At 64.0% G+C, this 24,141-nt stretch carries 24 protein-coding genes; 17 read left to right on the top strand and 7 right to left on the bottom strand.

What is annotated here, in order from left to right:
• Nucleotides 1-40: 40 nt before the first annotated feature.
• Nucleotides 41-520 (bottom strand): Lrp/AsnC family transcriptional regulator, encoded by a 480-nt coding sequence (locus IVB07_RS25295; RefSeq protein WP_018458603.1) that lies wholly within the window; start codon nucleotides 518-520, stop codon nucleotides 41-43.
• 134 nt (nucleotides 521-654) lie between these two features.
• Between IVB07_RS25295 and ald the strand changes: the two genes are divergently transcribed.
• A complete protein-coding gene (gene ald / locus IVB07_RS25290) occupies nucleotides 655-1,770 on the top strand; it encodes an alanine dehydrogenase (RefSeq protein ID WP_018458604.1) in 1,116 nt (371 codons plus the stop codon).
• A 9-nt stretch (nucleotides 1,771-1,779) separates the two neighbouring features.
• Here the strand turns inward: ald and IVB07_RS25285 are convergent, their stop codons facing one another.
• Nucleotides 1,780-2,415, bottom strand: a complete 636-nt coding sequence (locus tag IVB07_RS25285) for a DsbA family protein (RefSeq protein ID WP_018458605.1) — start codon at nucleotides 2,413-2,415, stop codon at nucleotides 1,780-1,782.
• Between the two features lie 201 nt (nucleotides 2,416-2,616).
• Between IVB07_RS25285 and IVB07_RS25280 the strand changes: the two genes are divergently transcribed.
• Together IVB07_RS25280 and IVB07_RS25275 are read left to right on the top strand one after the other, a co-directional pair.
• Nucleotides 2,617-2,835, top strand: a complete 219-nt coding sequence (locus tag IVB07_RS25280; protein WP_007593267.1) for a hypothetical protein — start codon at nucleotides 2,617-2,619, stop codon at nucleotides 2,833-2,835.
• A 149-nt stretch (nucleotides 2,836-2,984) separates the two neighbouring features.
• Entirely contained in the window at nucleotides 2,985-4,043 is a 1,059-nt protein-coding gene (locus IVB07_RS25275; protein WP_018458606.1) for a putative sulfate exporter family transporter, read from the top strand.
• A 74-nt stretch (nucleotides 4,044-4,117) separates the two neighbouring features.
• Here the strand turns inward: IVB07_RS25275 and IVB07_RS25270 are convergent, their stop codons facing one another.
• The 5 genes from IVB07_RS25270 to IVB07_RS25250 form a co-directional block, all read right to left on the bottom strand.
• Complete coding sequence (locus IVB07_RS25270; protein WP_026233618.1) at nucleotides 4,118-4,990, bottom strand: ABC transporter ATP-binding protein; 873 nt, start codon at nucleotides 4,988-4,990, stop codon at nucleotides 4,118-4,120.
• A complete protein-coding gene (locus tag IVB07_RS25265; RefSeq protein ID WP_039800458.1) occupies nucleotides 4,987-5,823 on the bottom strand; it encodes an ABC transporter permease in 837 nt (278 codons plus the stop codon). The genes IVB07_RS25270 and IVB07_RS25265 overlap by 4 nt, the downstream gene beginning before the upstream one ends.
• Before the next feature lie 68 nt (nucleotides 5,824-5,891).
• Nucleotides 5,892-7,313 (bottom strand): ABC transporter substrate-binding protein, encoded by a 1,422-nt coding sequence (locus IVB07_RS25260; protein WP_018458609.1) that lies wholly within the window; start codon nucleotides 7,311-7,313, stop codon nucleotides 5,892-5,894.
• Nucleotides 7,314-7,494: 181 nt separating this feature from the next.
• A complete protein-coding gene (locus IVB07_RS25255) occupies nucleotides 7,495-8,271 on the bottom strand; it encodes a Crp/Fnr family transcriptional regulator (RefSeq protein WP_198293387.1) in 777 nt (258 codons plus the stop codon).
• A gap of 195 nt (nucleotides 8,272-8,466) precedes the next feature.
• Nucleotides 8,467-8,763: a gamma-butyrobetaine hydroxylase-like domain-containing protein gene (locus IVB07_RS25250; RefSeq protein ID WP_018458611.1), complete on the bottom strand. Its 297-nt coding sequence runs from the start codon at nucleotides 8,761-8,763 to the stop codon at nucleotides 8,467-8,469.
• Nucleotides 8,764-8,972: 209 nt separating this feature from the next.
• Here IVB07_RS25250 and IVB07_RS25245 point away from each other — a divergent pair, with 209 nt between their 5' ends.
• The 14 genes from IVB07_RS25245 (at nucleotide 8,973) to chvE (ending at nucleotide 23,960) form a co-directional block, all read left to right on the top strand.
• On the top strand, nucleotides 8,973-9,746 hold the full coding sequence (locus IVB07_RS25245) for a ferredoxin--NADP reductase (RefSeq protein ID WP_018458612.1): 774 nt from the start codon (nucleotides 8,973-8,975) through the stop codon (nucleotides 9,744-9,746).
• A gap of 104 nt (nucleotides 9,747-9,850) precedes the next feature.
• Nucleotides 9,851-11,593 carry a fumarate reductase/succinate dehydrogenase flavoprotein subunit gene (locus tag IVB07_RS25240; RefSeq protein WP_247766725.1) on the top strand — a complete coding sequence of 581 codons (1,743 nt, stop codon included), beginning with the start codon at nucleotides 9,851-9,853 and terminating at the stop codon, nucleotides 11,591-11,593.
• Nucleotides 11,594-11,621: 28 nt separating this feature from the next.
• Complete coding sequence (locus tag IVB07_RS25235; RefSeq protein WP_007593252.1) at nucleotides 11,622-11,855, top strand: ferredoxin family protein; 234 nt, start codon at nucleotides 11,622-11,624, stop codon at nucleotides 11,853-11,855.
• A gap of 2 nt (nucleotides 11,856-11,857) precedes the next feature.
• A complete protein-coding gene (locus IVB07_RS25230; protein WP_085352336.1) occupies nucleotides 11,858-12,835 on the top strand; it encodes a HEAT repeat domain-containing protein in 978 nt (325 codons plus the stop codon).
• A 111-nt stretch (nucleotides 12,836-12,946) separates the two neighbouring features.
• Nucleotides 12,947-14,119 (top strand): fumarylacetoacetate hydrolase family protein, encoded by a 1,173-nt coding sequence (locus tag IVB07_RS25225; RefSeq protein ID WP_026233621.1) that lies wholly within the window; start codon nucleotides 12,947-12,949, stop codon nucleotides 14,117-14,119.
• A gap of 445 nt (nucleotides 14,120-14,564) precedes the next feature.
• Nucleotides 14,565-15,530, top strand: a complete 966-nt coding sequence (gene ytfQ / locus IVB07_RS25220) for a galactofuranose ABC transporter, galactofuranose-binding protein YtfQ (protein ID WP_018458617.1) — start codon at nucleotides 14,565-14,567, stop codon at nucleotides 15,528-15,530.
• Nucleotides 15,531-15,649: 119 nt separating this feature from the next.
• Nucleotides 15,650-17,194, top strand: a complete 1,545-nt coding sequence (locus IVB07_RS25215) for a sugar ABC transporter ATP-binding protein (RefSeq protein WP_018458618.1) — start codon at nucleotides 15,650-15,652, stop codon at nucleotides 17,192-17,194.
• Entirely contained in the window at nucleotides 17,191-18,183 is a 993-nt protein-coding gene (locus IVB07_RS25210; RefSeq protein ID WP_247766724.1) for an ABC transporter permease, read from the top strand. Before IVB07_RS25215 ends, IVB07_RS25210 begins: the two co-directional genes overlap by 4 nt.
• Nucleotides 18,180-19,160, top strand: a complete 981-nt coding sequence (yjfF, locus tag IVB07_RS25205; RefSeq protein WP_247300160.1) for a galactofuranose ABC transporter, permease protein YjfF — start codon at nucleotides 18,180-18,182, stop codon at nucleotides 19,158-19,160. The genes IVB07_RS25210 and yjfF overlap by 4 nt, the downstream gene beginning before the upstream one ends.
• Nucleotides 19,157-19,936, top strand: a complete 780-nt coding sequence (locus tag IVB07_RS25200) for a FadR/GntR family transcriptional regulator (protein ID WP_018458621.1) — start codon at nucleotides 19,157-19,159, stop codon at nucleotides 19,934-19,936. The genes yjfF and IVB07_RS25200 overlap by 4 nt, the downstream gene beginning before the upstream one ends.
• Nucleotides 19,933-20,859, top strand: coding sequence for a Gfo/Idh/MocA family oxidoreductase (locus IVB07_RS25195; protein ID WP_018458622.1), 927 nt, complete (start codon nucleotides 19,933-19,935; stop codon nucleotides 20,857-20,859). Before IVB07_RS25200 ends, IVB07_RS25195 begins: the two co-directional genes overlap by 4 nt.
• Before the next feature lie 2 nt (nucleotides 20,860-20,861).
• Entirely contained in the window at nucleotides 20,862-21,938 is a 1,077-nt protein-coding gene (locus IVB07_RS25190; RefSeq protein ID WP_026233622.1) for an aldose epimerase family protein, read from the top strand.
• Nucleotides 21,938-22,816 carry an SMP-30/gluconolactonase/LRE family protein gene (locus IVB07_RS25185; RefSeq protein WP_018458624.1) on the top strand — a complete coding sequence of 293 codons (879 nt, stop codon included), beginning with the start codon at nucleotides 21,938-21,940 and terminating at the stop codon, nucleotides 22,814-22,816. The genes IVB07_RS25190 and IVB07_RS25185 overlap by 1 nt, the downstream gene beginning before the upstream one ends.
• Before the next feature lie 70 nt (nucleotides 22,817-22,886).
• A complete protein-coding gene (gene chvE / locus IVB07_RS25180) occupies nucleotides 22,887-23,960 on the top strand; it encodes a multiple monosaccharide ABC transporter substrate-binding protein (RefSeq protein WP_018458625.1) in 1,074 nt (357 codons plus the stop codon).
• Nucleotides 23,961-24,141: the final 181 nt, after the last annotated feature.

The following is a 24,141-nucleotide window of genomic DNA, read 5'->3' as shown; positions in this document are numbered from 1 at the left end:
TGGTTCCTTGCCAGCAGTTCGCCTTTCCGAGAGGTTGCGGTCAGCGCTTTGCTTCGCCGAACACCACATTCGGCACGGCGCGGTCGACAACTTCGCGCAGCGCGAAGCTCGATTGTACCCTCGCGACGCGCGGCAGGCGCGACAGCTCCATGCGGTGGATGCGCTCGAAATCCTGGATATCGCGGGCGAGCACGATCAGGATGTAGTCGTCGGTCCCCGACATCAGGAAGCAGCGCACGACGGACGGGCATTTCACCACCTCCGCCTCGAACGCCTTCAGCGCCTCATCGCTCTGGCTTTCCAGCGCGATACGGACCAGCACCGTGGTGGTGAGGCCGAACTGCGCGAGGTCGAGCGTGGCCTGATAGCCCTGGATATAGCCGTCGTCTTGCAGCGCCTTCTGCCGCCGCGCGAGCGCGGTGCTTGATAGCCCGACCTTGTGCGCGAGCTCGGTGTGACTGGCCCGCGCGTTGGTCGTGAGCTCCGCGAGGATGGCGAGATCTTTCCTGTCGAGGGCCAAGGTTTCGTTTCCAGCGTGAAAGGGCGTTTGCGCGCCGGAAACCGGCGCAGGGAGGCCAAAGCTAGCGGATATTTGCACGAAACCAAACAGGGCACGTCGCTACGATCATGAGGTGAATCACAAGGAGGCCCGGGATGCGCGTCGGTGTGCCCAAGGAAATCAAAGTGCAGGAATATCGCGTCGGGCTCACCCCGGGTGCGGTCCGCGAATATGTCGCCGCGGGGCACGAGGTGACGGTCGAGACCGGTGCGGGCGGCGGCATCGGCGCCTCCGACGAAGACTACCGGCGGGCAGGGGCCACCATTGCCGAGAGCGCGCGCGACATCTTCGCGAAGTCCGACATGATCGTGAAGGTGAAGGAGCCGCAGACAAGCGAGTGGCCCCAGCTCCGCGAAGGCCAGATCCTGTTTACTTACCTTCATCTTGCGCCGGATCCCGAACAGGCCAGGGGTTTGCTCGCCTCCGGCTGTACTGCGATCGCCTATGAAACCGTCACCGACGCGGCCGGTCACCTCCCCCTGCTTGCGCCGATGAGCGAAGTCGCCGGCCGCCTCGCTATCGAGGCCGCCGGCGCCGCGCTCAAGCGCTCCGCTGGCGGTCGCGGGCTGCTGCTGGGCGGTGTCCCTGGCGTGCAGCCGGCGCGGGTCGTCGTGCTCGGCGGCGGCGTGGTGGGAACGCAAGCCGCGCGCATGGCCGCGGGCCTTGGCGCCGAAGTCACCGTGATCGACCGCTCCATTCCAAGGTTGCGGGAGCTTGATGATCTCTTTGTCGGACGCGTGCGCACCCGCTTCTCCACCATCGAGTCGGTCGAGGAGGAGGTGTTCGCCGCCGACGTCGTGATCGGCGCGGTACTGGTGCCGGGCGCGAGTGCGCCCAAGCTCGTCACGCGTGCGATGCTGACATCGATGCGCCCAGGCGCCGTGCTGGTCGACGTCGCGATCGATCAGGGCGGCTGCTTCGAGACCTCGCACCCGACCACGCATGCCGATCCGACCTATCTTGTCGACGGCATCGTGCATTATTGCGTGGCCAATATGCCCGGCGCGGTGCCGGTGACGTCGAGCCAGGCGCTGAACAACGCGACGCTGCCGTTCGGCTTGATGCTCGCGAACAAGGGTTTTGCTGCGATCTTGGAAAATCCACACCTGCGCAACGGGCTGAATGTGCATCGCGGCCGTATCACCAACAAGGCGGTGGCGGAGAGCCTCGGGCTGGAGTTTGCTCCGGTGGAGAGCGGGCTAGCGGCGTAGCGTTGCTGCTCATGCCGGCTTGCGATGGCGGCTGCCGAGAGCTGCCTCGATCGTCCCGGGCTTCTCGATGCGTTCGATCAACATGTCGATGCGGTCGCCGCCCCAAAACAGCTCGCCGTTGAACACCATGGTCGGCACGCCGAACACGCCGAGCACTTCGGCCTCGTCGATGATGCGGTCATGCTCGGCGCGTGCGGGGCCATGGACGTAGGCTTCGAACTCGCTGGCCGAGCCACCGCAGGACGTGATGACGTCCGTGATTGCGGCGAGATCGTCGATCTCGAGCTCATGCCTCCAGAACCGACGAAACACCGTGTCGTGATACGGACGGAAGAAGCGGTGCTGTTGGGCGAACAGCATGCCGACGCTGGAATAGAACGCGTCGTAGATCCGCCTAGGCCCTTTCATGACGAGCCCTTGCGCATTGGCATAGCGCCGGGCGTCCATATAGGCGTAGCGCACCTTGCGCCAGAAATGCGGCGTGCGCTCTTCCACGGTCCCCATGAATTCGGCAACGCGCAGCGTATAGGGCAGCCATTCGAGCTCGACGCCGTGCGTCTCCTGCAGTTCGAATAGGCGCTTGTTGGCCACGAACGCGTAGGAGCTCTTGTAGTCGGTGTAGACGCGCACGCGGGGGTTTGGCATTGGCAGATTCCTTTCATACGCGCGGCGCTACCTGCTCGCCGTGGCGCCGGTGCTCAAATAGGCCGGAAGAAGAAAACTATTGCCCCGGGTCCGTCCGGCGGAAGGAGTTTCCTCTTCGGGAGGCAAAAAAGCCAATCGCTTCCATTGCTGTTTGGGGCCGAAACGACGACATTTCCGTGAGAAATTGATGGATTGACTGCCATGGAACGCACCAGGTTTGAACCTTTCGGCGAGCAATTGGTGTCCGCAACGGACACCCAGCCGCGCTCGCGCGGGTCAAAGCTGCTGCTGCGGGTCGGCACCGGGCTGTTCTGGTCGCTGGTCGCCGGTATCGTGCTGGCGCGCGCGGCCTTCTTCGAGCCCGGCGTCTATGACGGCTTCAGCCGCGTCGCCTCGCTGGCCAAGAGCCTGATCTTCTAAGGCGCGCCTGATCTTCCAACGGGCGCCTGATCTTCCGAGCCAGATTATTCCGGATTGAGGATAGAACTTCCCTCGGCCCTGATATGTCGAAAACTTATTCCCCAATCGGATGGCGCTGCGTATAAATCCTTCTCCTTGGGGAGAGATTTGTGTCGCAGAATCAAGCATCCAGCCCGGCCGACGCCAAGCGGACCACGGCCATCAGCCGCATCGTCGCGCTGATTCCCGGGATCCTCCTCTGCATCGCCGTGGCCGGCGTTTCGGCCCTGCTCGAACGGGCGGAATTGGGCATCTTCCAACATCCCTATGTCGAGGCGCTGGTGATGGCGATCTTGCTCGGCATGGCTGTGCGCAGCTTTTGGAAGCCCGCGCCGCGCTGGCAGTCCGGCATCGCCTTCAGCGCCAAGCAGCTGCTCGAAGTCGCCGTCATGCTGCTGGGGGCCTCGATCAGCTTCGCTGCTATCGCGGCGTCCGGCGTCGCGCTGTTGGCCTCGATCGCGGCCGTCGTTGTGGTCGCGCTCTGCGTTTCCTTCGGCATCAGCCGGCTGCTTGGTCTCTCGACGCGGCTCTCGATCCTGATCGCCTGCGGAAACTCGATCTGCGGCAATTCGGCGATTGCAGCGGTGGCGCCGATCATCGGCGCCAACAATGACGAGATCGCATCCTCCATCTCCTTCACCGCGATCCTCGGCGTGATGATGGTGCTCGGGCTGCCGCTGCTGATTCCGCTGCTGCAGCTATCGGCTACGCAATACGGCATCCTTGCAGGCCTCACTGTCTATGCCGTGCCGCAGGTGCTGGCTGCGACGGTGCCGGCGGGACTCGTCTCGACGCAGATCGGCACGCTCGTCAAGCTGATGCGCGTGCTGATGCTCGGGCCGGTGGTCGTCGGCCTCTCGCTGACGGCGTCGCGCTGGCACAGCGATGCCAAGAAGACCAATGTCGGCTTCTTCCGCCTGGTCCCGTGGTTCATCCTCGGCTTCCTTGCGCTGGCGACCTTGCGCTCGCTCGAGATCGTGCCGTCCACGGTGATTGCCCCGATCACGCGGATCACGGGTTTTCTCACGGTGGTATCGATGGCCGCGCTTGGCCTCGGCGTCGATGTGAAGGTGCTTGCCAATGTCGGGGGACGGGTGACGGCGGCCGTGACCTTGTCGCTACTGCTGCTGCTCGGCATTAGCATCGCGCTGGTGCACTGGTTCAAGTAAGGCAAGCTGCTGCGCATACTCCACTTCCTTCTCCCACAAGGGGAGAAGGAAGTCAGCGCGCAAGTCGAAGATCCCTAAATCACATCCGCGAGCGAATGCCCGTGCAGCTCGATGTTCAGCCCCTGCATGCCCATGTCGTTGAGCTCGCCGCCCATCGCCTTGATGCTCTCCTCGCGGATCAGCGACATCAGTCCGCGGCGCAATGCCAGGAATTCCGACGACATCATCATCGACTGCTGCCGCGGCCGCTCCAGCGGGATCGGAATCTCCGCCTTGATCGAGCCGGGGCGTGCGGTCATGCAGTAGACACGGTCGGACAGGAAGATCGCCTCGTCGATGTCGTGGGTGACGAATAGCACCGAGATCTTCAGCCGCTGCCACATGTTGGTGAGGATCTGCTGCATGATGACCCGGGTCTGCGCGTCGAGCGCGCCGAAGGGTTCGTCGAGCAGCAACACTTTGGGTCCCGTCGCGAGCGCGCGGACGATGCCAACGCGCTGCTTCATGCCACCTGAGAGTTTCTCGGGGTAATGCTTTTCGAAGGCTTCGAGGCCCGCGAGTCCCAGCAGCGTGCGGGCGGCGCGCTCGCGCTGCGAGCGCGGCATGCCGCGCATCTTCAGGCCGAACTCGACGTTCTCCCGCACGGTCTTCCAGGGAAACAGCGAATATTGCTGAAACACCATGCCGCGCTCCGCGCTGGGGCCGTTCACCTTCTCGCCGTCGACGGTGACGATGCCCGTGGTCGGCTTGAGGAAGCCGGCAACCGCGTTGAGCAGCGTCGACTTTCCGCAGCCGGAGGGCCCGACGATCGAGACGAACTCGCCAGGCTTCACATGAATCTGCGTATCGGCGACGGCTTCGACCGGCCCCTCGATGCTGTCGTAGCTGAGGGAGAAGTTCTTGACCTCGATATGGCCCTGCGGTGCCTTGACAACGATCTCACTCATCTTGACCTCCACGGCATCACCAATTGTCCGGCGCCTCGGATCAACATGCTCGATCCGAGGCCAAGCACGCCGATCGCGATCATGCCGAGCGCGATGTCGGCATACTGGACCAGCGAATAGGCCTCCCAGGTGAAATAGCCGATGCCGTACTGTCCGGAGATCATCTCGGCAGCGATCAGCGACACCCAGGCCACGCCCATGCCGACGGTGAGGCCGGTGAAGATGTGCGGGAGCGAGGCCGGAAAATACACATCGCGGAAGATCGAGCGCTCCCGCGCGCCGAGACATTGCGCGGCACGCACCAGCACGGGATCGACCAGCGACATGCCGTGCAGCGTGTTGACCAGGATCGGGAAGAACGATCCGAGGAACGTGATGTAGACGATGCTCTGCTCGTTGGTCGGCCACAGCATGATCGCCATCGGCACCCAGGCGATCGCCGGGATCGGCCGCAGCACCTCCGCCACGGGAAAGATGATCTCGTGGACGGGCTTGAAGCGGCCCATGATCAGGCCGAGCGGCACCGCGACGATCGCCGCGAGCGAGAAACCGAAGAAGATGCGGCGGCAGCTCAAGAGGACGTGCAGCAGGAATTTTGGATCGTGGATCGCCTTGGTGAAGCTCGCATAGACCGCGAGCGGCGAGGGCACGTTGGTGAAGCGCACGAAAAACACGACGCGATAGGTTGTCAGCAGATGCCAGACCAGCAGGAAGGCGAGCAGCGAGATGATGCCGATCGCGGTCGCGCGCAGCCCGCCCCGGTTGAGCCGGTACCAGCGCAGTGCGAGCGTGCCGAAGGAGGGTGGAGACGCGGGTGGCGTGGAGGCGGGCATGGCGCTTGCCTCCGCGATTGCACTTGCCGGCATGCTGTCCTCGGAATGTCTGAGGAGGGCGGGACTGCTCACGTCTTGCCCCCGCCGACCGCCGCCTTCACCGCGTCGTCGAAGCCGAGCACCTTGCCGCTGATCTTGGCGGCATAGGCTTCGGCGTCCTTCTTCAGCAGGAACGGCGCAACCTCACCATTGCCGACCGCGAAGAAAGCCTGGTCTGCGAACAGCTTGATGCCGCGGGTGGTATCGAAGACGTAGGCGACGTTGATCTTCCTGCCCTTGGCCTTGTAGTCGGCATAGGCGCCGAGCGTGCAGCTGGCTGACGAGAAGGGCACGATGCCTGAATCGTCGACCCAGACCTCGCCGGCCTTGCGCGGATCGGCGATCGGCTTCTTGCAGAAGGAATCGTCGCCGGAGATCTCGTAATTCTTGGTGCTCGCAAGCTGCGCGTCGTAGTCGAGCTTCATCTCGGAATAAGCTTTACGGATGTAGCTGTCGTCGACCCATTTCTTCGGCTCGAACTCCTTCATCCGGCCGAGGTTCTGCAGCACCTTGACGTCAGCCGCGGCGGCGTCGATCAGCGCCGGCTTGATCGAGGGATCGGTGGTCATGTTGCCGCTGGGGCCGAGGAAGATGTAGACGACCTCCTTGCTGATGCCGGTCCATTCCTGGATCTTCTCGGCGGCGAGCTTGGGATCGTCCCGCAGCCATTGATTGGCGGCGATCACCGCCTTGAAGTAGGCGACGACGACTTCCGGGTATTTCTCGGCGAAATCGGTTCGCACGACGATGCCGTGGAAAGTCGGGAGATTGGTCTCGACGCCGTCAAAGATCTTTCGCGCGAAACCGCGGAACGGCAGCAACTCGGCGAACGGAACGAAGTCGGCATGCGCGTCGATCTTCTTCTCCTGGAGATTGGTCGAGCCGACCTCCGGGCTTTGGCTGACCAGCTGGAAGAAATCAGATGCATAGCCGCGGTCCTGCATCGCCTTCAACACCATGCCGTGCGCGGCAGAGCCGAACGGCACGCTCACGAGCTTGCCCTTGAGATCGGCGAGATCGTAGTAGGGCGAATCCTTGTGAACGACGATGCCGTTGCCGGAGCCCGACAGGCTGTAGGCGGCGATACCGATCAGCCGGCTCTTGCTCTCGGGATTGCTGTCGAAAGTGAAGCCGTTCACGATCAGCGGATAGTCGCCCATCATGCCGATCTGCAGCTTGTTGGCCATCATCGCGTTGGTGACGGGCGGGCCGGAGGTGAAGTTCTGCCACTCCAGCTCGAACTTGATGTTGGCGTATTTGCCGTCCTTCGGCAGATATTTTTCGAGGAGATGGAGCTGGCGGATGACGACGCCGGCGGTCACCGTGTTGGTCGTGGTGTCCTGCGTTCCGATGCCCAGCGTGACGGTTTCCGCCGCGGCCGGCTGCGCGAGGAGAAGCGCCAGCGACGTCACCGACATCGCGATCGAGAGCGTGGGAAGATGGCGGACCATTCTCATCCTCATTCGGTTGGATGTGCTGTGGTTGCCATGATTGGGTGAGGGCGTGGGCAGGGCAAATCCGGAATGAGCGCCACAGTCGATTAGTTGCCGGGAAAAGTTGATTGCATACTCCTTGGGCAGTCCTGCACTATTAAGCCGCTTGCATGGGCACCGGCCCTGGTCGCAAGCTCGGTCAGTCGGCCGCCTGCCCTCGCATTTCTTCCAGCACGTCGGACCGGCAGACCACGATCTGCGAGCGCTTGGTCAGCACGATTCCCTTTTCCTGCATGCGCTTCAGGCTGATCGTGACCCATTGCCTGGTGGCACCGACCATGTGGGCGATATCGGCATGGGTGAAGGCGGCCGCGATCACCCGGCCGTCGGCGTCATCGACGCCATAGAGGTCGACGAGATGCAGCAACAGATGCGCAAGGCGCTGTGTGATCGAGCGCGTTCCCAACATCTGGGCCAGCGCCGAATAGCACTTGCCCTTGAAGGTCAGGCCTTCGATCAGGCCGATCGCGAGGTTCGGGATCTCGACCGCAAGGGATCGTAGCTCCTTTCCGGGCAGATGCACCACGCTGCAATTGCTGGATGCAACGCCGGACCATTGATGCACGGTGCCTTCGAACACTTCCGGCCCGCCGACGAAATTGCCGACATGCCAATAGGCCAGCGTGATCTCGCGGCCGAGCGGAGAGGTGTAGAACACCCGGATCCGGCCGCTCTCGATCAGCCAGATACCGTCATGCTTGCCACCCTGGCTGAACAGCGTCTGGCCACGGTTGAGCACTTTTCGGCGGCCCTGCTTCAGCACCAGCTCCCGCTCGCGCTGGCTGAGCTTGTCCATCAAGGGCGGCGGTCCGCCGATCCATTGCTGGTTCTCGGTGAGCAGCAGCGAGGAACCGCCGGTAGGCCGGACCGTTGCGGGAACCGTCCCGCGAACCACATTGGCCGCCGCCTGCAACATCATCTGCCTCCGGAACGTTCAAACCGTTCTAAAGAGGAGCAATGTCCGTGCCAGATTCACTCCGCTGTCATCGCCCGGCTTGACCGGGCGATCCAGTATTCCAGAGACGTCAATGGGCTATCGAGAAGCCGCGGCGTACTGGATTCCCACCTTCGCGGGGAATGACAGCGAAGCTTGGAAGACGACCTGTGGCGTCTACCGCCCCACCAGGCTCAGCAAATACGGCTTCGGGTAAATCCCCCGATTGTGCCCATCCGAAAACGAGATGTTCAGCCCGTAACCGAGATCGCCGATCTCGGTGATCGCGATGCCTGGAAACCGCTCGGGAAAGCGGCCGTCGAAGCGGGCGCGGGTGCAGTGGGCGCATTTGCAGGAGAGGCGGAGCGTTTCCGCCGCCAAGTCCAGCGTGTCGTCCTGAGCGGTGCGGACGCGGAGCGTCGCGAGGTCGGCGCTTGCTTCGTAATCTGCCACGGTCGGTCCCACCAAGGTCATGACGTGTCTCCGACCCTTCTCTACCTTGCCGCAGCACTGCCGCGATAGCAACTAATTGCCAGGCGCAGGGTGCGCGGCGCTGATCGTCGCTGCCTGCTGTTCGATCATCGCCCACGAAATGTGAAACTAATCGACCGGCAATTTCAGTTCGGCGTTGCCGGATTCCTGTCTCTCCGAAACCTTGTGCGCAATCGAGATCAGGAGAGACAATGAGTGCATTTCAGAGGGAAACGGTCCTGTCGGTCAGGCACTGGACCGATAGCCTGTTCAGCTTCACCGCGACGCGCGATCCGGGCTTCCGCTTCCAGAACGGCCAGTTCGCGATGATCGGGTTGGAAGTCGAGGGCAAGCCGTTGCTGCGGGCCTACAGCATGGCGAGCGCCAATCACGAGGAGGCGCTCGAGTTCTTCTCGATCAAGGTACAGGACGGTCCGCTGACCTCACGCCTTCAGAAGATCAGGGAGGGAGACGTCATCCTGGTCGGCCGCAAGGCCACGGGCACGCTGATCACGGGCAATCTCATTCCCGGCAAACGCCTGTTGCTGCTCTCGACCGGAACGGGACTCGCGCCGTTCGCCAGCCTGATCAAGGACCCCGACGTCTACGAGAATTATGAAACCATCGTGCTCGCCCATGGCTGCCGCCAGGTCTCCGAGCTCTCCTATGGCGAGCACCTCGTGGAAGGCCTGCGAGATCACGAGTTCTTCGGGCCGCTTATCCGTGACAAGCTCGTCTACTACCCGACCGTCACCCGCGAGCCGTTCAGGAATCGCGGCCGCATCTCCGACCTGATCGCGTCGAACCAGCTCTTCGACGATATCGGGCAGTCGGGACTCGACATCGAGACCGACCGCATCATGCTGTGCGGCAGCCCGGCGATGTTGGAGGAACTTCCCGCGATGCTTTCTGCGCGCGGCTTTGTCGAGGGCAATCACAGCCGGCCCGGCCATTTCGTGATCGAAAAGGCCTTTGTCGAGCGCTGAGGCGCAAATCGCAGCCCGGCGACAACTAATTGCTATCGCCGGGACGCCTGCTGAACAAATCTGATGCAAAGGCGCCGGATCTGCCGGCGGACCAGGAGCAAGCGATGTCACTAGATCAGATCGTCGACGGACTTTCGGAGGTTTCCTGCGACGTGCTCGTTATCGGCGGCGGCACTGCCGGCCCGATGGCGGCGTTGAAGGCGAAGCTGAAGAATCCGAAGGCCAACGTCGTCCTGCTCGAAAAGGCGAACGTCAAGCGCTCCGGAGCGATCTCGATGGGCATGGACGGCTTAAACAATGCCGTCATTCCCGGCTACGCGACGCCGGAGCAGTACACCAAGGAAATCACCATCGCCAATGACGGCATCGTCGATCAGAAGGCGGTCTACAAATACGCGCAGAACTGCTACTCGATCATCGAGGAACTCGACAGTTTCGGCATCCGCTTCCTGAAGAACGAGAACGGCGACTACGCCGTCAAGAAGGTGCACCACATCGGCACCTACGTGCTGCCGATGCCGAACGGCGAGACCGTGAAGAAGGCGCTGTATCGCCAGCTCCGGCGTGCCCGCATCCTGATCTCCAACCGCTATATGGCGACGCGGCTGCTCAAATCCGCCGATGGCCGCATCGCCGGCGCGATCAGCGTCAACACCCGCACCGCCGAGATGCTGGTGATCAAGGCCAAGGCCGTCATCCTGTGCATGGGCGCCGCCGGCCGTCTCGGCCTGCCGACCTCGGGCTACATGTTCGGCACCTACGAGAACGCGGCCAATTCCGGCGACGGCTATTCCATGGCCTATCACGCCGGTGCAGCACTGGCGAACCTCGAATGCTATCAGATCAATCCGCTAATCAAGGACTATAACGGCCCGGCCTGCGCCTACGTCGCCGGTCCCTTCGGCGCCTTCACCGCCAACAACGAGGGATCGCGCTTCATCGAATGCGATTACTGGTCCGGCCAGATGATGCTGGAGTTCTACAACGAGCTGTTGTCCGGGAAGGGCCCGGTGTTTCTCCAGCTCAAGCATCTTCACCCCGACACCATCTCGGAGATCGAATCGACGCTGCACAAGGTCGAACGTCCCACGCGCGGCCTGTTCCAGCAGGGGCGCGGGGTCGACTACCGCAGCGAGTCGATCGAGATGCACATCTCCGAGATCGGCTTCTGCTCCGGTCACAGCGCGTCGGGCGTGTTCGTCGACGACAACGCGCGCACCACCGTCCCGGGCCTCTATGCCGCCGGCGACATGGCGAGCGTGCCGCACAACTACATGCTCGGCGCCTTCACCAACGGTTCGGTCGCCGGCGTCGACGCGATGGAGTTTGCGGACAATCACGACTTCGCGGAATTCGACGCGGCTGAGGTCGCCCGCGAACGTGACCGCGTCATGGCGCCGACCAAACGCGAGGACGGTATTCCGCCGAACCAGATCGAGTACAAGACGCGGCGTCTCGTCAATGACTATCTCCAGCCGCCGAAAGTCACGCGCAAATACGAGCTCGGCATGCGCCGGCTCGCTGAAGCGAGGGGAGACATGCAGGAGCGCATGATCGCGCGCAATGCGCACGAACTGCTCCGCGCGCTCGAAGTCCAGTCGATCATGGATTGCGCGGACATGGCTGTGCATGCCTCGCTCTACCGCGAAGAAAGCCGTTGGGGCCTCTATCACTGGCGGACGGATTTCCCGGAGAAGGACAACGAGAACTGGTTCTGCCACACGTTGCTCAGCAAGCAGGATGGCAAGATGACCAGCGAGAAGCGTGCCGTGGAGCCCTATATCGTACCGATCGCCGACGATGAGAAGGATCTCTACGACAAGCAGCGCATCCGCGCGACAGCCTGACCCGCCGCACAAATACAGGAGACATACGATGCCTCTCGCTTCCTATCAGACATCGGTTCCGGTGGTCGTCGATGACGCCAAATGCATCGCGGACAAGGGCTGCACGGTGTGCGTCGACGTCTGTCCGCTCGACGTACTGCGTATCAGCGATATGACCAACAAGGCCTACATGGCCTATGACGAATGCTGGTACTGCATGCCCTGCGAGGCGGATTGCCCGACCGGCGCCGTCACCGTCAACATTCCTTATCTCCTGAGGTAGCCATGTCGAGCCCGTTCGAATCCTACGACGATCTCGAAGACGCCGACGAGCGGCTCCAGGCTGCCGATCCAGGGGAGCGCCGCGTCGCGATCATCGCGCTCGGCCATTCCGGCGATCCCGCCGCCGTCGGCCATCTCGCCAAAATGGTCGCCGATCCTGATGCCGGCGTCCGCCAGCAGGTCGCGATGGCGCTCGGCGAGTTCGACGGGCCGGAGGCCGCGGCTGCGCTGGTGAAGCTGCTCGTCGATCCTGAACGAATCGTTGCGTCCGCCGCGGCCGACAGCATGGCGGAGTTCAAGGATCCGGCTTGCGCCGAGATCATCCTGCCGCTGGTCAAGCATGCCCACGCCTTCGTCCGCATGGGCGCGTTGCGTGCGCTGAAGGAGCTGCGCTGCAAGGACACACTGAAACCGGCGCTGGAAGCGCTCCAGGATTCCGATGCCGCCGTGCGGGTGCAGGCGATCGGCGTGATCGGGTTCCTCAAGCTGGAGGAATCAATTCCGGCGCTGACCGCGCTGATCAACGATCCCGACGCGCATGTGCGCCGTGCCGCCGTCAGCGCGCTCGCCTTCTCGCAGATGAAGCCCGCGGCCGAGATGATCACGCGCGCGTTGAAGGATTCGGACTGGATGGTGCGGGAGATGGCCGCGGAAACGCTGGGCCTCAACGTCAACGGATCGATTGCCGCCGACCAGCTCATCGCTTCGCTCAGTGACGAGTTCTGGCAGGTGCGGCTGAAGGCAATCCGCAGCCTTGGCCGGATGAAAATCGAGCGCGCGGTGCGCCCGATCGGCAACTGCGTGAACCATGAGCAGGCCAATCTGCGGAAAGAGGCGGCGGCGGCGCTTGGCGAGATCGCCCACCACGACGGCGAAGCGTTCCTTGCCGTCATCGCCGACGATCCCGATCCCGAGGTGCGCAAGAACGCGCGCTGGGCGCTTCAGCAGATTGCGGCCCGAAAAGCGCGGGCGGGGGCATAGAAGCGCGGCGGGCTGCCGCGCTGGACTTCCCGTCCCAGACGTTTATTGGTCTTCGCCAATGTGATAGGCCTCCGCGAGCGAGGCCGATCCGAAAAGAGCGAGGATACGCCCATGACGACATTGACGGTAAAGGACCTTCTTCCCGAGGACGGCACGCGGGGAACGCTCGTCGGCCGCGTCTGGCTGCCGCAGGCGAATGGCCCGGCCGTGGTCGCCGTGCGCGGCGATGGTGTGTTCGACGTCACCGCAAAATTCCCGACCGTCAGCGCACTCTGCGAGGAAGACAATCCGGCGAAGGCGCTTGCCGCGACCAAGGGCGAGCGCATCGGCGATCTCGAGGCCATCGTCGCCAACACGCCTCCCGATCAGCGCGATCCGAAAAAACCGTGGTTGCTTGCGCCCGTCGATCTCCAGACGCTGAAGGCGGCCGGCGTCACCTTTGCCATCTCGATGCTGGAGCGCGTGATCGAGGAGCGGGCAAAGGGCAATCCGGCCTCGGCCGAAGCGATCCGGAAGGAAGTGACCCGGCTGATCGGCGACGATCTGTCGAAGCTCAAGCCGGGCTCGGACAAGGCGATGCACCTGAAGCAGGTGCTGATCGACCAGAACGCCTGGAGCCAATATCTCGAGGTCGGCATTGGCCCCGATGCCGAGGTCTTCACCAAGGCGCCGACCTTGTCGTCGGTCGGCACCGGCATGGATGCGGGGCTGCATCCGAAGTCGACCTGGAACAACCCCGAGCCGGAGCTGGTGCTGTTCGTCTCGAGCCGCGGCACGATCGTCGGTGGCGCCCTCGGCAACGACGTCAATCTGCGCGACTTCGAGGGCCGTTCGGCACTGCTGTTGTCGAAGGCCAAAGACAACAACGCCTCGTGCTCCATCGGCCCGCTGCTGCGCCTGTTCGACGACAGCTTTACCCTCGACGACGCCCGCAAGCTCGACATCAGCCTGAACGTCAAGGGGCAGGACGGTTTCGTCCTCGACGGCCATTCCTCGATCAGCATGATCAGCCGCGATCCGACCGATCTGGTCGAGCAGACCATCGGCAAGGTGCACCAATATCCCGATGGCTTCGTGCTGTTCCTCGGGACCATGTTCGCGCCGGTTAAGGATCGCGACGCGCCGGGACAGGGGTTCACCCACAAACGCGACGACATCGTCACGATCTCGGCGCCCCAGCTCGGCAAACTCGTCAACCGCATGCGGGCCAGCGACGAATGCGAGCCCTGGACGTTCGGCATCGGCGCGCTGATGAAGAATCTCGCGCAGCGCAAGCTGATCTAGCTCACTGCACGCCGGATGTGGGGGACTCTCCACGAGTCGCTTTGCCTCGATCGACGCAGAAACTCTCTCCCCACCGTCATTGCGAGCGCAGCGAAGCAATCCAGAATCCCTCCCCGGAAAGACTCAGGATTGCTTCGCTGCGCTCGCGGTGATGGGGGGAGGGGTTGCGGGTTCGCCTTTCACCATCCTCCTAGACAGTGTCTTCGCCCCAACTGCCGCATCATTTCGTTCATCTCCGCGTTGCATCCGTGGAATAAAATCGCGCTGCGCGTGACATAGAAGTCGCTCATCCGCTCGCGCGCGCTTTCCCCCTCAATAGTCAAATAATATGACTAGTCGGAACCAAACTTCCGTGAAATAGTCCCTCCCGCCACCTCAAAGGTCGGCCTGTGGGTGCGATGCTACCAATCGGCGCCCCCGGATAACATTTTGGGAGACACGCCTGATGATCGTCAAAGCCCTCTTTGCGGCCAGCGCGACGGCCGCGTTGCTGCTCGCGCTGCCGGCGAATGCCGCCGAGCTCACCATTGGCTTCTCGCAGATCGGATCGGAATCCGGCTGGCGCGCGGCCGAGACCTCGGTCTCCAAGCAGGAGGCCACCAAGCGCAAGGTCAATCTCAAGATCGCCGACGCGCAGCAGAAGCAGGAGAACCAGATCAAGGCGATCCGCTCCTTCATCGCGCAGAATGTCGATGCGATCTTCCTCGCGCCCGTCGTCTCAACCGGCTGGGACTCGGTGCTGAAGGAAGCCAAGGAGGCCAAGATCCCGGTCGTGCTGCTCGACCGCGACATCGATCCCTCCGGCAAGGAGCTCTATCTCACCGCCGTGACCTCCGACAGCGTTCACGAAGGCGAGGTCGCGGGTGACTGGCTGGCGAAGACCGTCGGCGCCAAGGCCTGCAACATCGTCGAATTGCAGGGCACGGTCGGCGCGAGCGTCGCCGCCAACCGCAAGAAGGGGTTTGACACCGCTATCGCCAAGCATGCGAACCTGAAAGTGGTGCGCAGCCAGACCGGCGACTTCACCCGCGCCAAGGGCAAGGAAGTGATGGAAAGCTTCATCAAGGCCGAAGGTGGCGGCAAGTCGATCTGCGCGGTCTATGCGCACAACGACGACATGATGGTCGGCGCGATCCAGGCGATGAAGGAAGCTGGGCTCAAGCCGGGCAAGGAGATTCTCACCGTCTCGATCGATGCAGTCCCCGACATCTTCAAGGCGATGGTCGCCGGCGAAGCCAATGCCACGGTCGAGCTGACGCCGAACATGGCAGGCCCCGCTCTCGATGCCATCGCGGCCTTCAAGGACAAGGGTACCGTTCCGCCGAAATGGATCCAGACGGAATCCAAGCTCTACACCGCCACCGATGATCCGCAGAAGATCTACGACAGCAAGAAGGGCCTCGGTTACTGAGGCGAGAGTGTCGCCGGACGGCCGTGCTTCGGCAGTCCGGCGATCCCGCTCGAAACCGCTGCGCGAACGAACAGGCTCCGTGTCCGCATTGTCAGCGGGCGCCCTTGGGAGTGAATGTCATGGAGAACAGCCAGGATTCCGCTGCTTCCCTGCTGGAGGTGCGTGGGATCAGCAAGAGCTTTGGCGCCGTGCGTGCGTTGCAGGAGGTCGACTTCACGCTTCGCGCCGGCGAGATCCATGCGCTGCTTGGTGAGAACGGCGCGGGCAAGTCCACGCTGATCAAGGTCGTGACGGGCGTATTTCCGCGCGATGCCGGCATCGTCAGACTGGGCGGCGAAGAGGTCGCGCCGCGCTCGGCCAAGGCGGCGGTTCAGGCCGGCATTGCGACGGTCTACCAGGAAGTCAATTTGCTGCCGAATCTCTCGGTGGCGCAGAACCTGTTCCTGGACCGGCAGCCGACGCGCTTCGGCGTCGTGCTCGAGGGCGAGATGCGACGGCGCGCGAAGTCGCTGCTCGCGGATTTCGGTCTCGACATCGACGTATCAGCGCCGCTTGGCAATTACTCGGTGGCGATCCAGCATGTCACCGCGATCGCGCGCGCCGTCGATCTCTCCGCGCGCGTGCTGATCCTGGACGAGCCGACCGCGAGCCTCGACCGCCATGAGGTCGAGATCCTCTTTCGCATCATGCGTCAGCTTGCCAAGCGCGGCATTGGCATCGTCTTCGTCAGCCATTTCCTCGACCAGGTCTACGAGATCTCCGATCGAATCACCGTTTTGCGAAATGGTCGCCTTGTCGGCGAGCGCGAGACCGCGTCGCTGTCGCGGCTCGAGCTGATCCGGATGATGCTCGGCCGCGAACTGGCCGAGACCACCAGCGCGCGGGCCGCGACGCGCGACCATCAGGCCCGCGAAGTCTGCGCAAGCTTCGAGAATTATGGCAAATCAGGCTATGTCGCGCCGTTCAATCTCCAGCTGCGCCATGGCGAGGTCGTCGGCCTCGCCGGCCTGCTCGGTTCGGGCCGGACCGAGACGGCGCGGCTGGTGTTCGGCGCCGAGCGCGCCGATGGCGGGCAGGCGAGGGTGGAAGGCGCGCCTGTCCGGCTTCACTCGCCGCGCGACGGCGTGCGCCACGGCTTTGGCTATTGCCCTGAGGAGCGCAAGACCGACGGCATCGTCGCCGAGCTCACCGTGCGCGAGAACATCGTGCTCGCGCTCCAGGCCAAGCGCGGTCTACATCGGCCGCTGTCGCGACGCGAGCAGGACGAGATCGCAAGCCGTTACGTCAAGATGCTCGACGTTCGCCCGCCCGATCCGGAGCGTCCCGTTGGCCTGCTGTCCGGCGGCAATCAGCAGAAGGTCCTGCTGGCACGATGGCTTGCGACCTCGCCACGGCTGCTCGTGCTGGACGAGCCGACCCGCGGCATCGACGTCGGCGCGCATGCCGAGATCATCCGCCTGATACGCGAGCTCTGCGACGACGGACTTGCGCTGCTCGTGATTTCCTCCGAGCTCGACGAGATCGTGACCTATTCCGACCGCGTGGTGGTGCTGCGCGACCGCGCTCATGTCGAGGAGCTCGCCGGCGAGGCCATCGACGTCGGCAGCATTCTCGCCGCGATCGCCGCCGATGGGGCCAGTGTCGCGCATGAGGGCAGGGCATGACCGCGCTGTTGCCGCGCCGCGGCCTTGCCCAGATCCTCGCGTTGATCGTCGTCCTGGCGGTCGATCGCGTGGTATCGCCGCAATTCTTCGATCTGCGCCTCCAGGACGGCCGGCTGTTCGGCAGCCTGATCGACGTGCTCAACCGCGGCACGCCGGTGGCGCTGCTCTCGCTCGGCATGGTCCTGGTGATCGCGACGCGCGGCATCGATCTGTCAGTTGGCGCTGTGATGGCGATCTCGGGCGCGATCGCGGCGAGCCTCGCCGACAACCACAGTCTGGTCGTGGTGCTGGCGGCTGCGCTCGGCACCGGCCTGATCTGCGGGTTGTGGAACGGATTTCTCGTCGCGGTGCTCGGCATGCAGCCGATCGTGGCGACCCTTATCCTGATGGTTGCGGGGCGCGGCATCGCCCAGCTCATTACCGAGGGCCGCATCGTGACCTTCTCCTCGCCCGATCTGGTCTGGCTCGGCAACGGCTCCATCCTCGGCGTGCCGGTGCCGGTCGCGATTGCGCTGGGCATGCTGATCCTCACCGGCGCGGTGGTGCGCGGCTCGGCACTCGGATTGCTGATCGAGGCCACGGGCGGCAATGCGCGGGCAAGCGAACTCGCCGGCGTCGGCACGCGCGCGATGATTTTGGCGGTCTATGTCTGGTGCGGCGTTTGCGCTGCGCTTGCCGGCGTCATCGCGGCGGCCGACATCATGGGGGCGGATGCCAACAATGCCGGCCTCTGGCTCGAGCTCGACGCCATCCTCGCGGTGGTGATCGGCGGCACCTCGCTGTTCGGCGGCCGCTTCAGTCTCGTGCTGGCCGTACTTGGCGCGCTGATCATCCAGACCATGAACACCGGCATTCTGCTGTCGGGCTATCCGCCGGAGTTCAATTTGCTGGTCAAGGCGGTGGTGGTGCTCGCCGTGCTGCTGCTGCAATCGCCGAAGCTGTCCGGCTTTGCCGGCGTCGTGACGCGGCTGCGGAGGACCAAGGCATGAAAGGCCTGCCGCCCGTCCTCATTACCGCGGTCGTGCTCGTCGCGGGATTTGCGCTCTGCGCGATGCAGTTTCCCAACATCGCTTCCACTCGCGTGGTCGGCAATCTCCTGACCGACAATGCCTTCCTCGGCATCGTCGCGACCGGTATGACCTTCGTCATCATTTCCGGTGGCATCGATCTCTCCGTCGGCTCGGTAATCGGCTTCACCACGGTGTTCGTCGCGCTGGCGATCGAGCGCTGGGGAATGCCGCCCCTGGTCGCCTTCGTCGCCATTCTCGCGCTCTCGGCCGCCTTCGGAGCGGCGATGGGCGCGGTGATCCATGTCTTCGATTTGCCGCCTTTCATCGTGACGCTCGCCGGCATGTTCTTGGCCCGGGGTGCCAGCTTCCTGCTCTCGACGGAATCGGTGCCGATCACAGCACCTGTCTATTCCACCGTGTCGGACTTCGCACTGCGACTACCCGGCGGTGGACGGCTGACGGCGGTCGCGATCATCATGCTTGCGATCGTGATCGGCGGCGCATTGCTGCTGCAGCTCACCCGGTTCGGCGCCAATGTCTATGCGCTCGGCGGCAGCCGGGCGACCGCTAGCCTGATGGGGGTCGCCGTCGGCAAGATGACGGTGAAGATCTACATGCTGTCGAGCCTGCTCGCCGGCATCGCCGGCATCGTCTTCTCCTTCTACACCAGCGCCGGCTATTCGCTGTCCGCCGTCGGCGTCGAGCTTGACAGCATCGCGGCCGTCGTGATCGGCGGCACGCTGCTCACGGGCGGGCAGGGCTCGGTGATCGGCACCTTCCTGGGCGTGCTGATCCAGGGCATGATTCAGACCTATATCAATTTCGACGGAACACTGTCGAGCTGGTGGACCAAGATCGCGACCGGCGTGCTGCTGTTCGCCTTCATCGCCTTGCAACAGGGGTTGGTCGCGCTCGCGCGCCGACCCGTGGCAAAGCGCCTGGGAGCAGTCTCATGACCACCTCGCGCATCCTCGTCATCCCGACGCGCCGGGCGCACTCCAATCACGCGGAGGTGGCCCGCTCGATCGGCGTTGACATCATCGCCGGTCGCTACGCGGAGGGAACGCGCCTGCCTGGCGATGCCGAAATGATCGCGATGTTCGGGGTGTCGCGGCCGGTACTACGGGAGAGCGTCAAGACGCTGGTCGCCAAGGGCCTGCTCACCACCAAGGCCCGCGTCGGCACCGTCGTGCGCGAACGCGTCGCCTGGAATATGTTCGACGCCGACGTGCTGGCCTGGCACCTGGACGCCGGGATCGACAAGCGTTTCCTCAACGACCTGGCCGAGATCCGCCTCGCGGTCGAGCCGCGCGCGGCGATGTTGGCGGCGGCGCAGCGGTCGGAGCAGGATCTATCCGAGCTTCGGCGCTGCATGGAGCGGATGCGACTTGAAGCCTCCGACTCCGTTGGCTTCGCCGATGCCGACCTCGCGCTCCACGTCGCCGTAGCGCGCGCCTCCGGAAATCTGTTCATGCGCTCGATCGGGCACGTCATCGAGGCTGCGTTGCGCGCCTCATTCCTGCTCAGCGCACCGGTCGAACCGGAGGACCGCGACACCGTTCTGCTCTGGCATCAGAAGATCGTCGATGCCATCGCCGCCGGTGATGCCACGACTGCGTCGGAGGCGATGGTCTACGTCATTCACAACGGCATGCGCCGCCACGAGGGTACAGTGATCGAGACTGTACCGGCCGAAGCGCTGCCGTCCGCGGAAGCTGGAGAAACATCGTGACTGAACTTCGCATCGCCATCGTCGGCTTCGGCAAGATCGCGCGCGACCAGCATGTCGGCGCCATTGCAGCGGTTCCCGGCGCGACGCTGGCCGCCGTCGCCAGCCGCAATGCCTCGTTGCCGGATCTGCCGCATTTCGCGACCATCGAGGAGCTGCTGGAAAAAGGTCCGCCGATCGACGCGGTGTCGCTCTGCACGCCGCCTCAAGTGCGCCGCGCCCAGGCGGTCGCAGCGCTGAGGGCCGGCAAGCACGTCATGCTGGAGAAGCCGCCCGGCGCCGGCGTTGCCGAGCTCGATCCGCTGATCGCGATGGCGGGTGAGACCAAGCGAACGCTGTTTGCGACCTGGCATTCGCGCCATGCGCCGGCAGTCGAGCCGGCGCGCGAGTGGCTCGCCGCGCGCCGCATCCGTTCCGTGCACGTCAACTGGAAAGAGGACGTCCGCGTCTGGCATCCCGGGCAGGCATGGATCTGGGAGCCGGGCGGGCTCGGGGTGTTCGATCCCGGCATCAATGCGCTGTCGATCCTGACCAGGATCCTGCCGAAGCCCGTGTTCGTCAACGCGGCCGAGCTCGCCTTCCCCGCCAATTGCCAGGCGCCGATCGCCGCGAAGCTGACGCTGACCGACATCGACGGCCTACCTGTGACCGCCGAGTTCGACTTCCGCCAGACCGGGCCGCAGAGCTGGGATATCCTCGTCGAAACCGACCAGGGCCGGATGACGCTATCACGCGGCGGCCGGATCATGGCGATCGACGGCAAGACCGTTGCCGAGGCGCCCGATGAGGAATATCGGGAGCTTTACCGGCACTTCGTCGCGCTCGCCGCGACAGGCGCGAGCGACGTCGATTTGGCGCCGCTTCGTCTCGTCGCGGACGCCTTCCTGCTCGGCAGGCGCACGATCGTCGAACCGTTTGTGGGTTGATCATGGCTGGATCGAAAACAGAAAGAGACGTGTTCGGAACGCTGCCGGACGGCCGCAAGGTGGACCGCATCGTGCTGCGCGGCGAGGGCGGGTTCGAGGCGCGCATCATCACCCATGGTGCAGTCTTGCAGGCCTTGATCGCGCCGGACGGCAAGGGCGGCCACGACGACGTCGTGCTCGGCCATGATGGGTTTGCCGGCTATCTCGCCGAACGAAAGTTCTTCGGCGCCACCGTCGGCCGCTACGCCAATCGCATCGCCAACGGACAATTTTCGCTGGACGGCGAGACGGTGCAGCTTCCCGTCAACAACGGTCCGAATGCGCTGCATGGCGGCCTCGACGGCTTCGACCGCAAGCTCTGGGACATTGCGGAGGTCGACGATGGCGCCGAGCCCGCGGTCACGCTGACCTACACGAGCTCGCATGGCGAGGAAAACTATCCCGGTCGGCTCGATGTGCGCCTGACCTATCGTGTTACCGGCCCGGCTGAGCTATCCCTGATCATGGAGGCGCGGACCGACCGGCCGACCATCGTCAACCTGACCAACCACAGCTTCTTCAATCTGGAGGGCGCGACATCAGGCACGCCCATACTCGATCACAAGCTGACGGTCGCGGCCGGGCATTTCCTCGCGATCGACCCCACGGCCATTCCGTTGCCGGAGCCGCCGCGCAGCGTTGCCGGCACGCCGTTCGATTTCCGGGAGCCTCGGCCGATCGGCGAGCGCGTCCGCGAGAGCGACCAGCAATTGCGCAACGGCAGGGGCTACGACCATACCTACTGTCTCGCGCGCGACGGTAAGCTCAGTCTCGCGGCGCGACTGGAGGCGCCGCGCTCGGGGCGCATCATGGAGCTGTTCACCGATCAGCCCGGTCTGCAGGTCTATTCGGGCAATTATCTCGACGGCACGATTTCGGGCAAGGGCGGCAAGCTCTACCGGCAGTCGGACGCGATGTGCCTGGAGCCGCATATCTGGCCGGACGCACCGAACCGGCCGGATTTCCCGAGCCCGCGCCTAGCGCCCGGCGAGGTCTATCGCCATCATACGGTCTATCGCTTTGCGGTGAGGACGTCCTGATGGAACAGGTGCCGACCTCGGTTCTTTCGGACGATCCTTGCCATCTCGGCGAGGGGCCGACCTATGACGTGACCACGGACACCGCCTGGTGGTTCGATATCCGGGAGGGGCGACTGTTCGAGGCGCAGCTCGGCAGCGGCAGCATTCGCGTTCATGCGCTGGGCCGGATGGCGAGCGCGCTTGGGCGGATCGATGCCGAAAGGCAGTTGATCGTCGCGGAAGACGGCCTCTATATCCGCAAAATTGCCGACGGCGCGATGAGGCTGCTCTGTCCGCTTGAAGCCGACAATCCCGCGACCCGCTCCAACGATGCCCGCGTGCATCCCTCCGGCACGTTCTGGATCGGCACTATGGGCCGGAAGGCGGAAGCAGGGGCAGGCGCGATCTACGCGTTCCATCACGGCGAGATATCGATGCTGTTTCCGCGCATCAGCATTCCCAACTCGATCTGCTTCTCGCCCGATGGCGCCACGGGCTACTTCGCCGACACGGCGCGCGCGGTGCTCTACGCGGTGCCGCTCAATCCCGTCACCGGCCTGCCGCGCGGCGAGCCGGAGGTGCTGCTGCGCCACACCGGCGTTGGCGGCCTCGACGGTTCGGTGTGCGATGCCGACGGGCAGATTTGGAACGCGTGCTGGGGCGCGAGCCGCATCGACGTCTACTCTCCGCAAGGCGAACGCCTGCGTTCGCTGAGCGTGCCGGCAAAGCAGGCGAGCTGCCCCGCTTTTGTCGGTCCTGGTCTGTCGCGTCTCCTCGTCACCTCGGCCTGGCAGGACATGGATGCGGCGGCGCGTGCCGCCGATCCGCAAGCCGGCTACACCTTCCTGTTGGAGGCCACCGCGCGCGGTCGCGCGGAGCCTGACGTCAAGCTCGCATAGGAGGCTAGAAGCCGCACACCAAATTTCTCGACGACACGAAAAAACAGTCTGACATCCAAGGGAGTGAAACATGTTGAAACTGAAGACCACCTTCCTCGCGCTGGCGCTGGCCGGCGCTGCGACGATGGCCGCGGGCGTCACCGCCTCGGCCCAGGACAAAGCAACAGTCGGCATCGCCATGCCGACCAAATCGTCGGCGCGCTGGATCGACGATGGCAACAATATGGTGAAGGTGCTGAAGGAGCGCGGCTACAACACCGACCTGCAATATGCCGAGGACGACATTCCGAACCAGCTCTCGCAGGTCGAGAACATGGTGACCAAAGGCGCGAAAGCGCTGGTAATCGCCGCGATCGACGGCACCACGCTCTCCGACGTGCTCAAGCAGGCGAAAGCAAAAGGCATCACCGTGATCGCCTATGACCGCCTGATCCGCGGCACGCCGAACGTCGACTATTACGCCACCTTCGACAATTTCCAGGTTGGCGTGCTCCAGGCCGAATCGATCGTGCAGGGCCTCGGTCTTAAGGACGGCAAGGGCCCGTTCAACATCGAGCTGTTCGGCGGCTCGCCCGACGACAACAACGCCTACTTCTTCTACAACGGCGCGATGAGCGTGCTGAAGCCGTACATCGACAGCGGCAAGCTCGTCGTCGTCTCCGGCCAGACGGGCATGGATAAGGTCGCGACCTTGCGCTGGGACGGCGCCACCGCGCAGGCCCGCATGGACAATCTGCTCAGTGCCTACTACGGCAACAAGAAGGTCAACGCGGTGCTGTCGCCGTATGACGGCCTGTCGATCGGCATCATCTCCTCACTGAAGGGCGTCGGTTATGGCAGCGCCGGCCAGCCGATGCCTATCATCTCGGGCCAGGATGCCGAGGTGCCCTCGATCAAGGCGATGCTGCGCGGCGACCAGTATTCGACCATCTTCAAGGACACCCGCGATCTCGCCAAGGTGACCGCCGACATGGTCGACGCTGCGCTTGCCGGCAAGCAGGTCACCGTGAACGACACCAAGACCTACGAGAACGGCGCCAAGACCGTGCCGTCCTATCTGCTCAAGCCGGTCGTGGTCTACAAGGACAATTGGGAGAAGGTCCTGGTCGACAGCGGCTACTACAAGAAGTCGCAGTTCCAGTAGGCTTCTTTTCTTTTCCCTCTCCCCGCTTGCGGGGAGAGGGTTAGGGTGAGGGGAAGCCTCCGCGAGGAAGGACGCAGTGCGTCTCGCGGAGACTCCCCCTCACCGGATCGCATCGAACGATGCGATCCGACCTCTCGCCGCGAGCGGGGAGAGGTGATCTAACACTGATTGAGGGACGTGA

The sequence above is a fragment of the Bradyrhizobium sp. 172 genome (assembly GCF_023101065.1).
GTDB lineage: Bacteria > Pseudomonadota > Alphaproteobacteria > Rhizobiales > Xanthobacteraceae > Bradyrhizobium > Bradyrhizobium canariense_D.
Note: the sequence above shows the minus strand (reverse complement) of the source record. Positions and strands in the feature narration are given on the sequence as shown.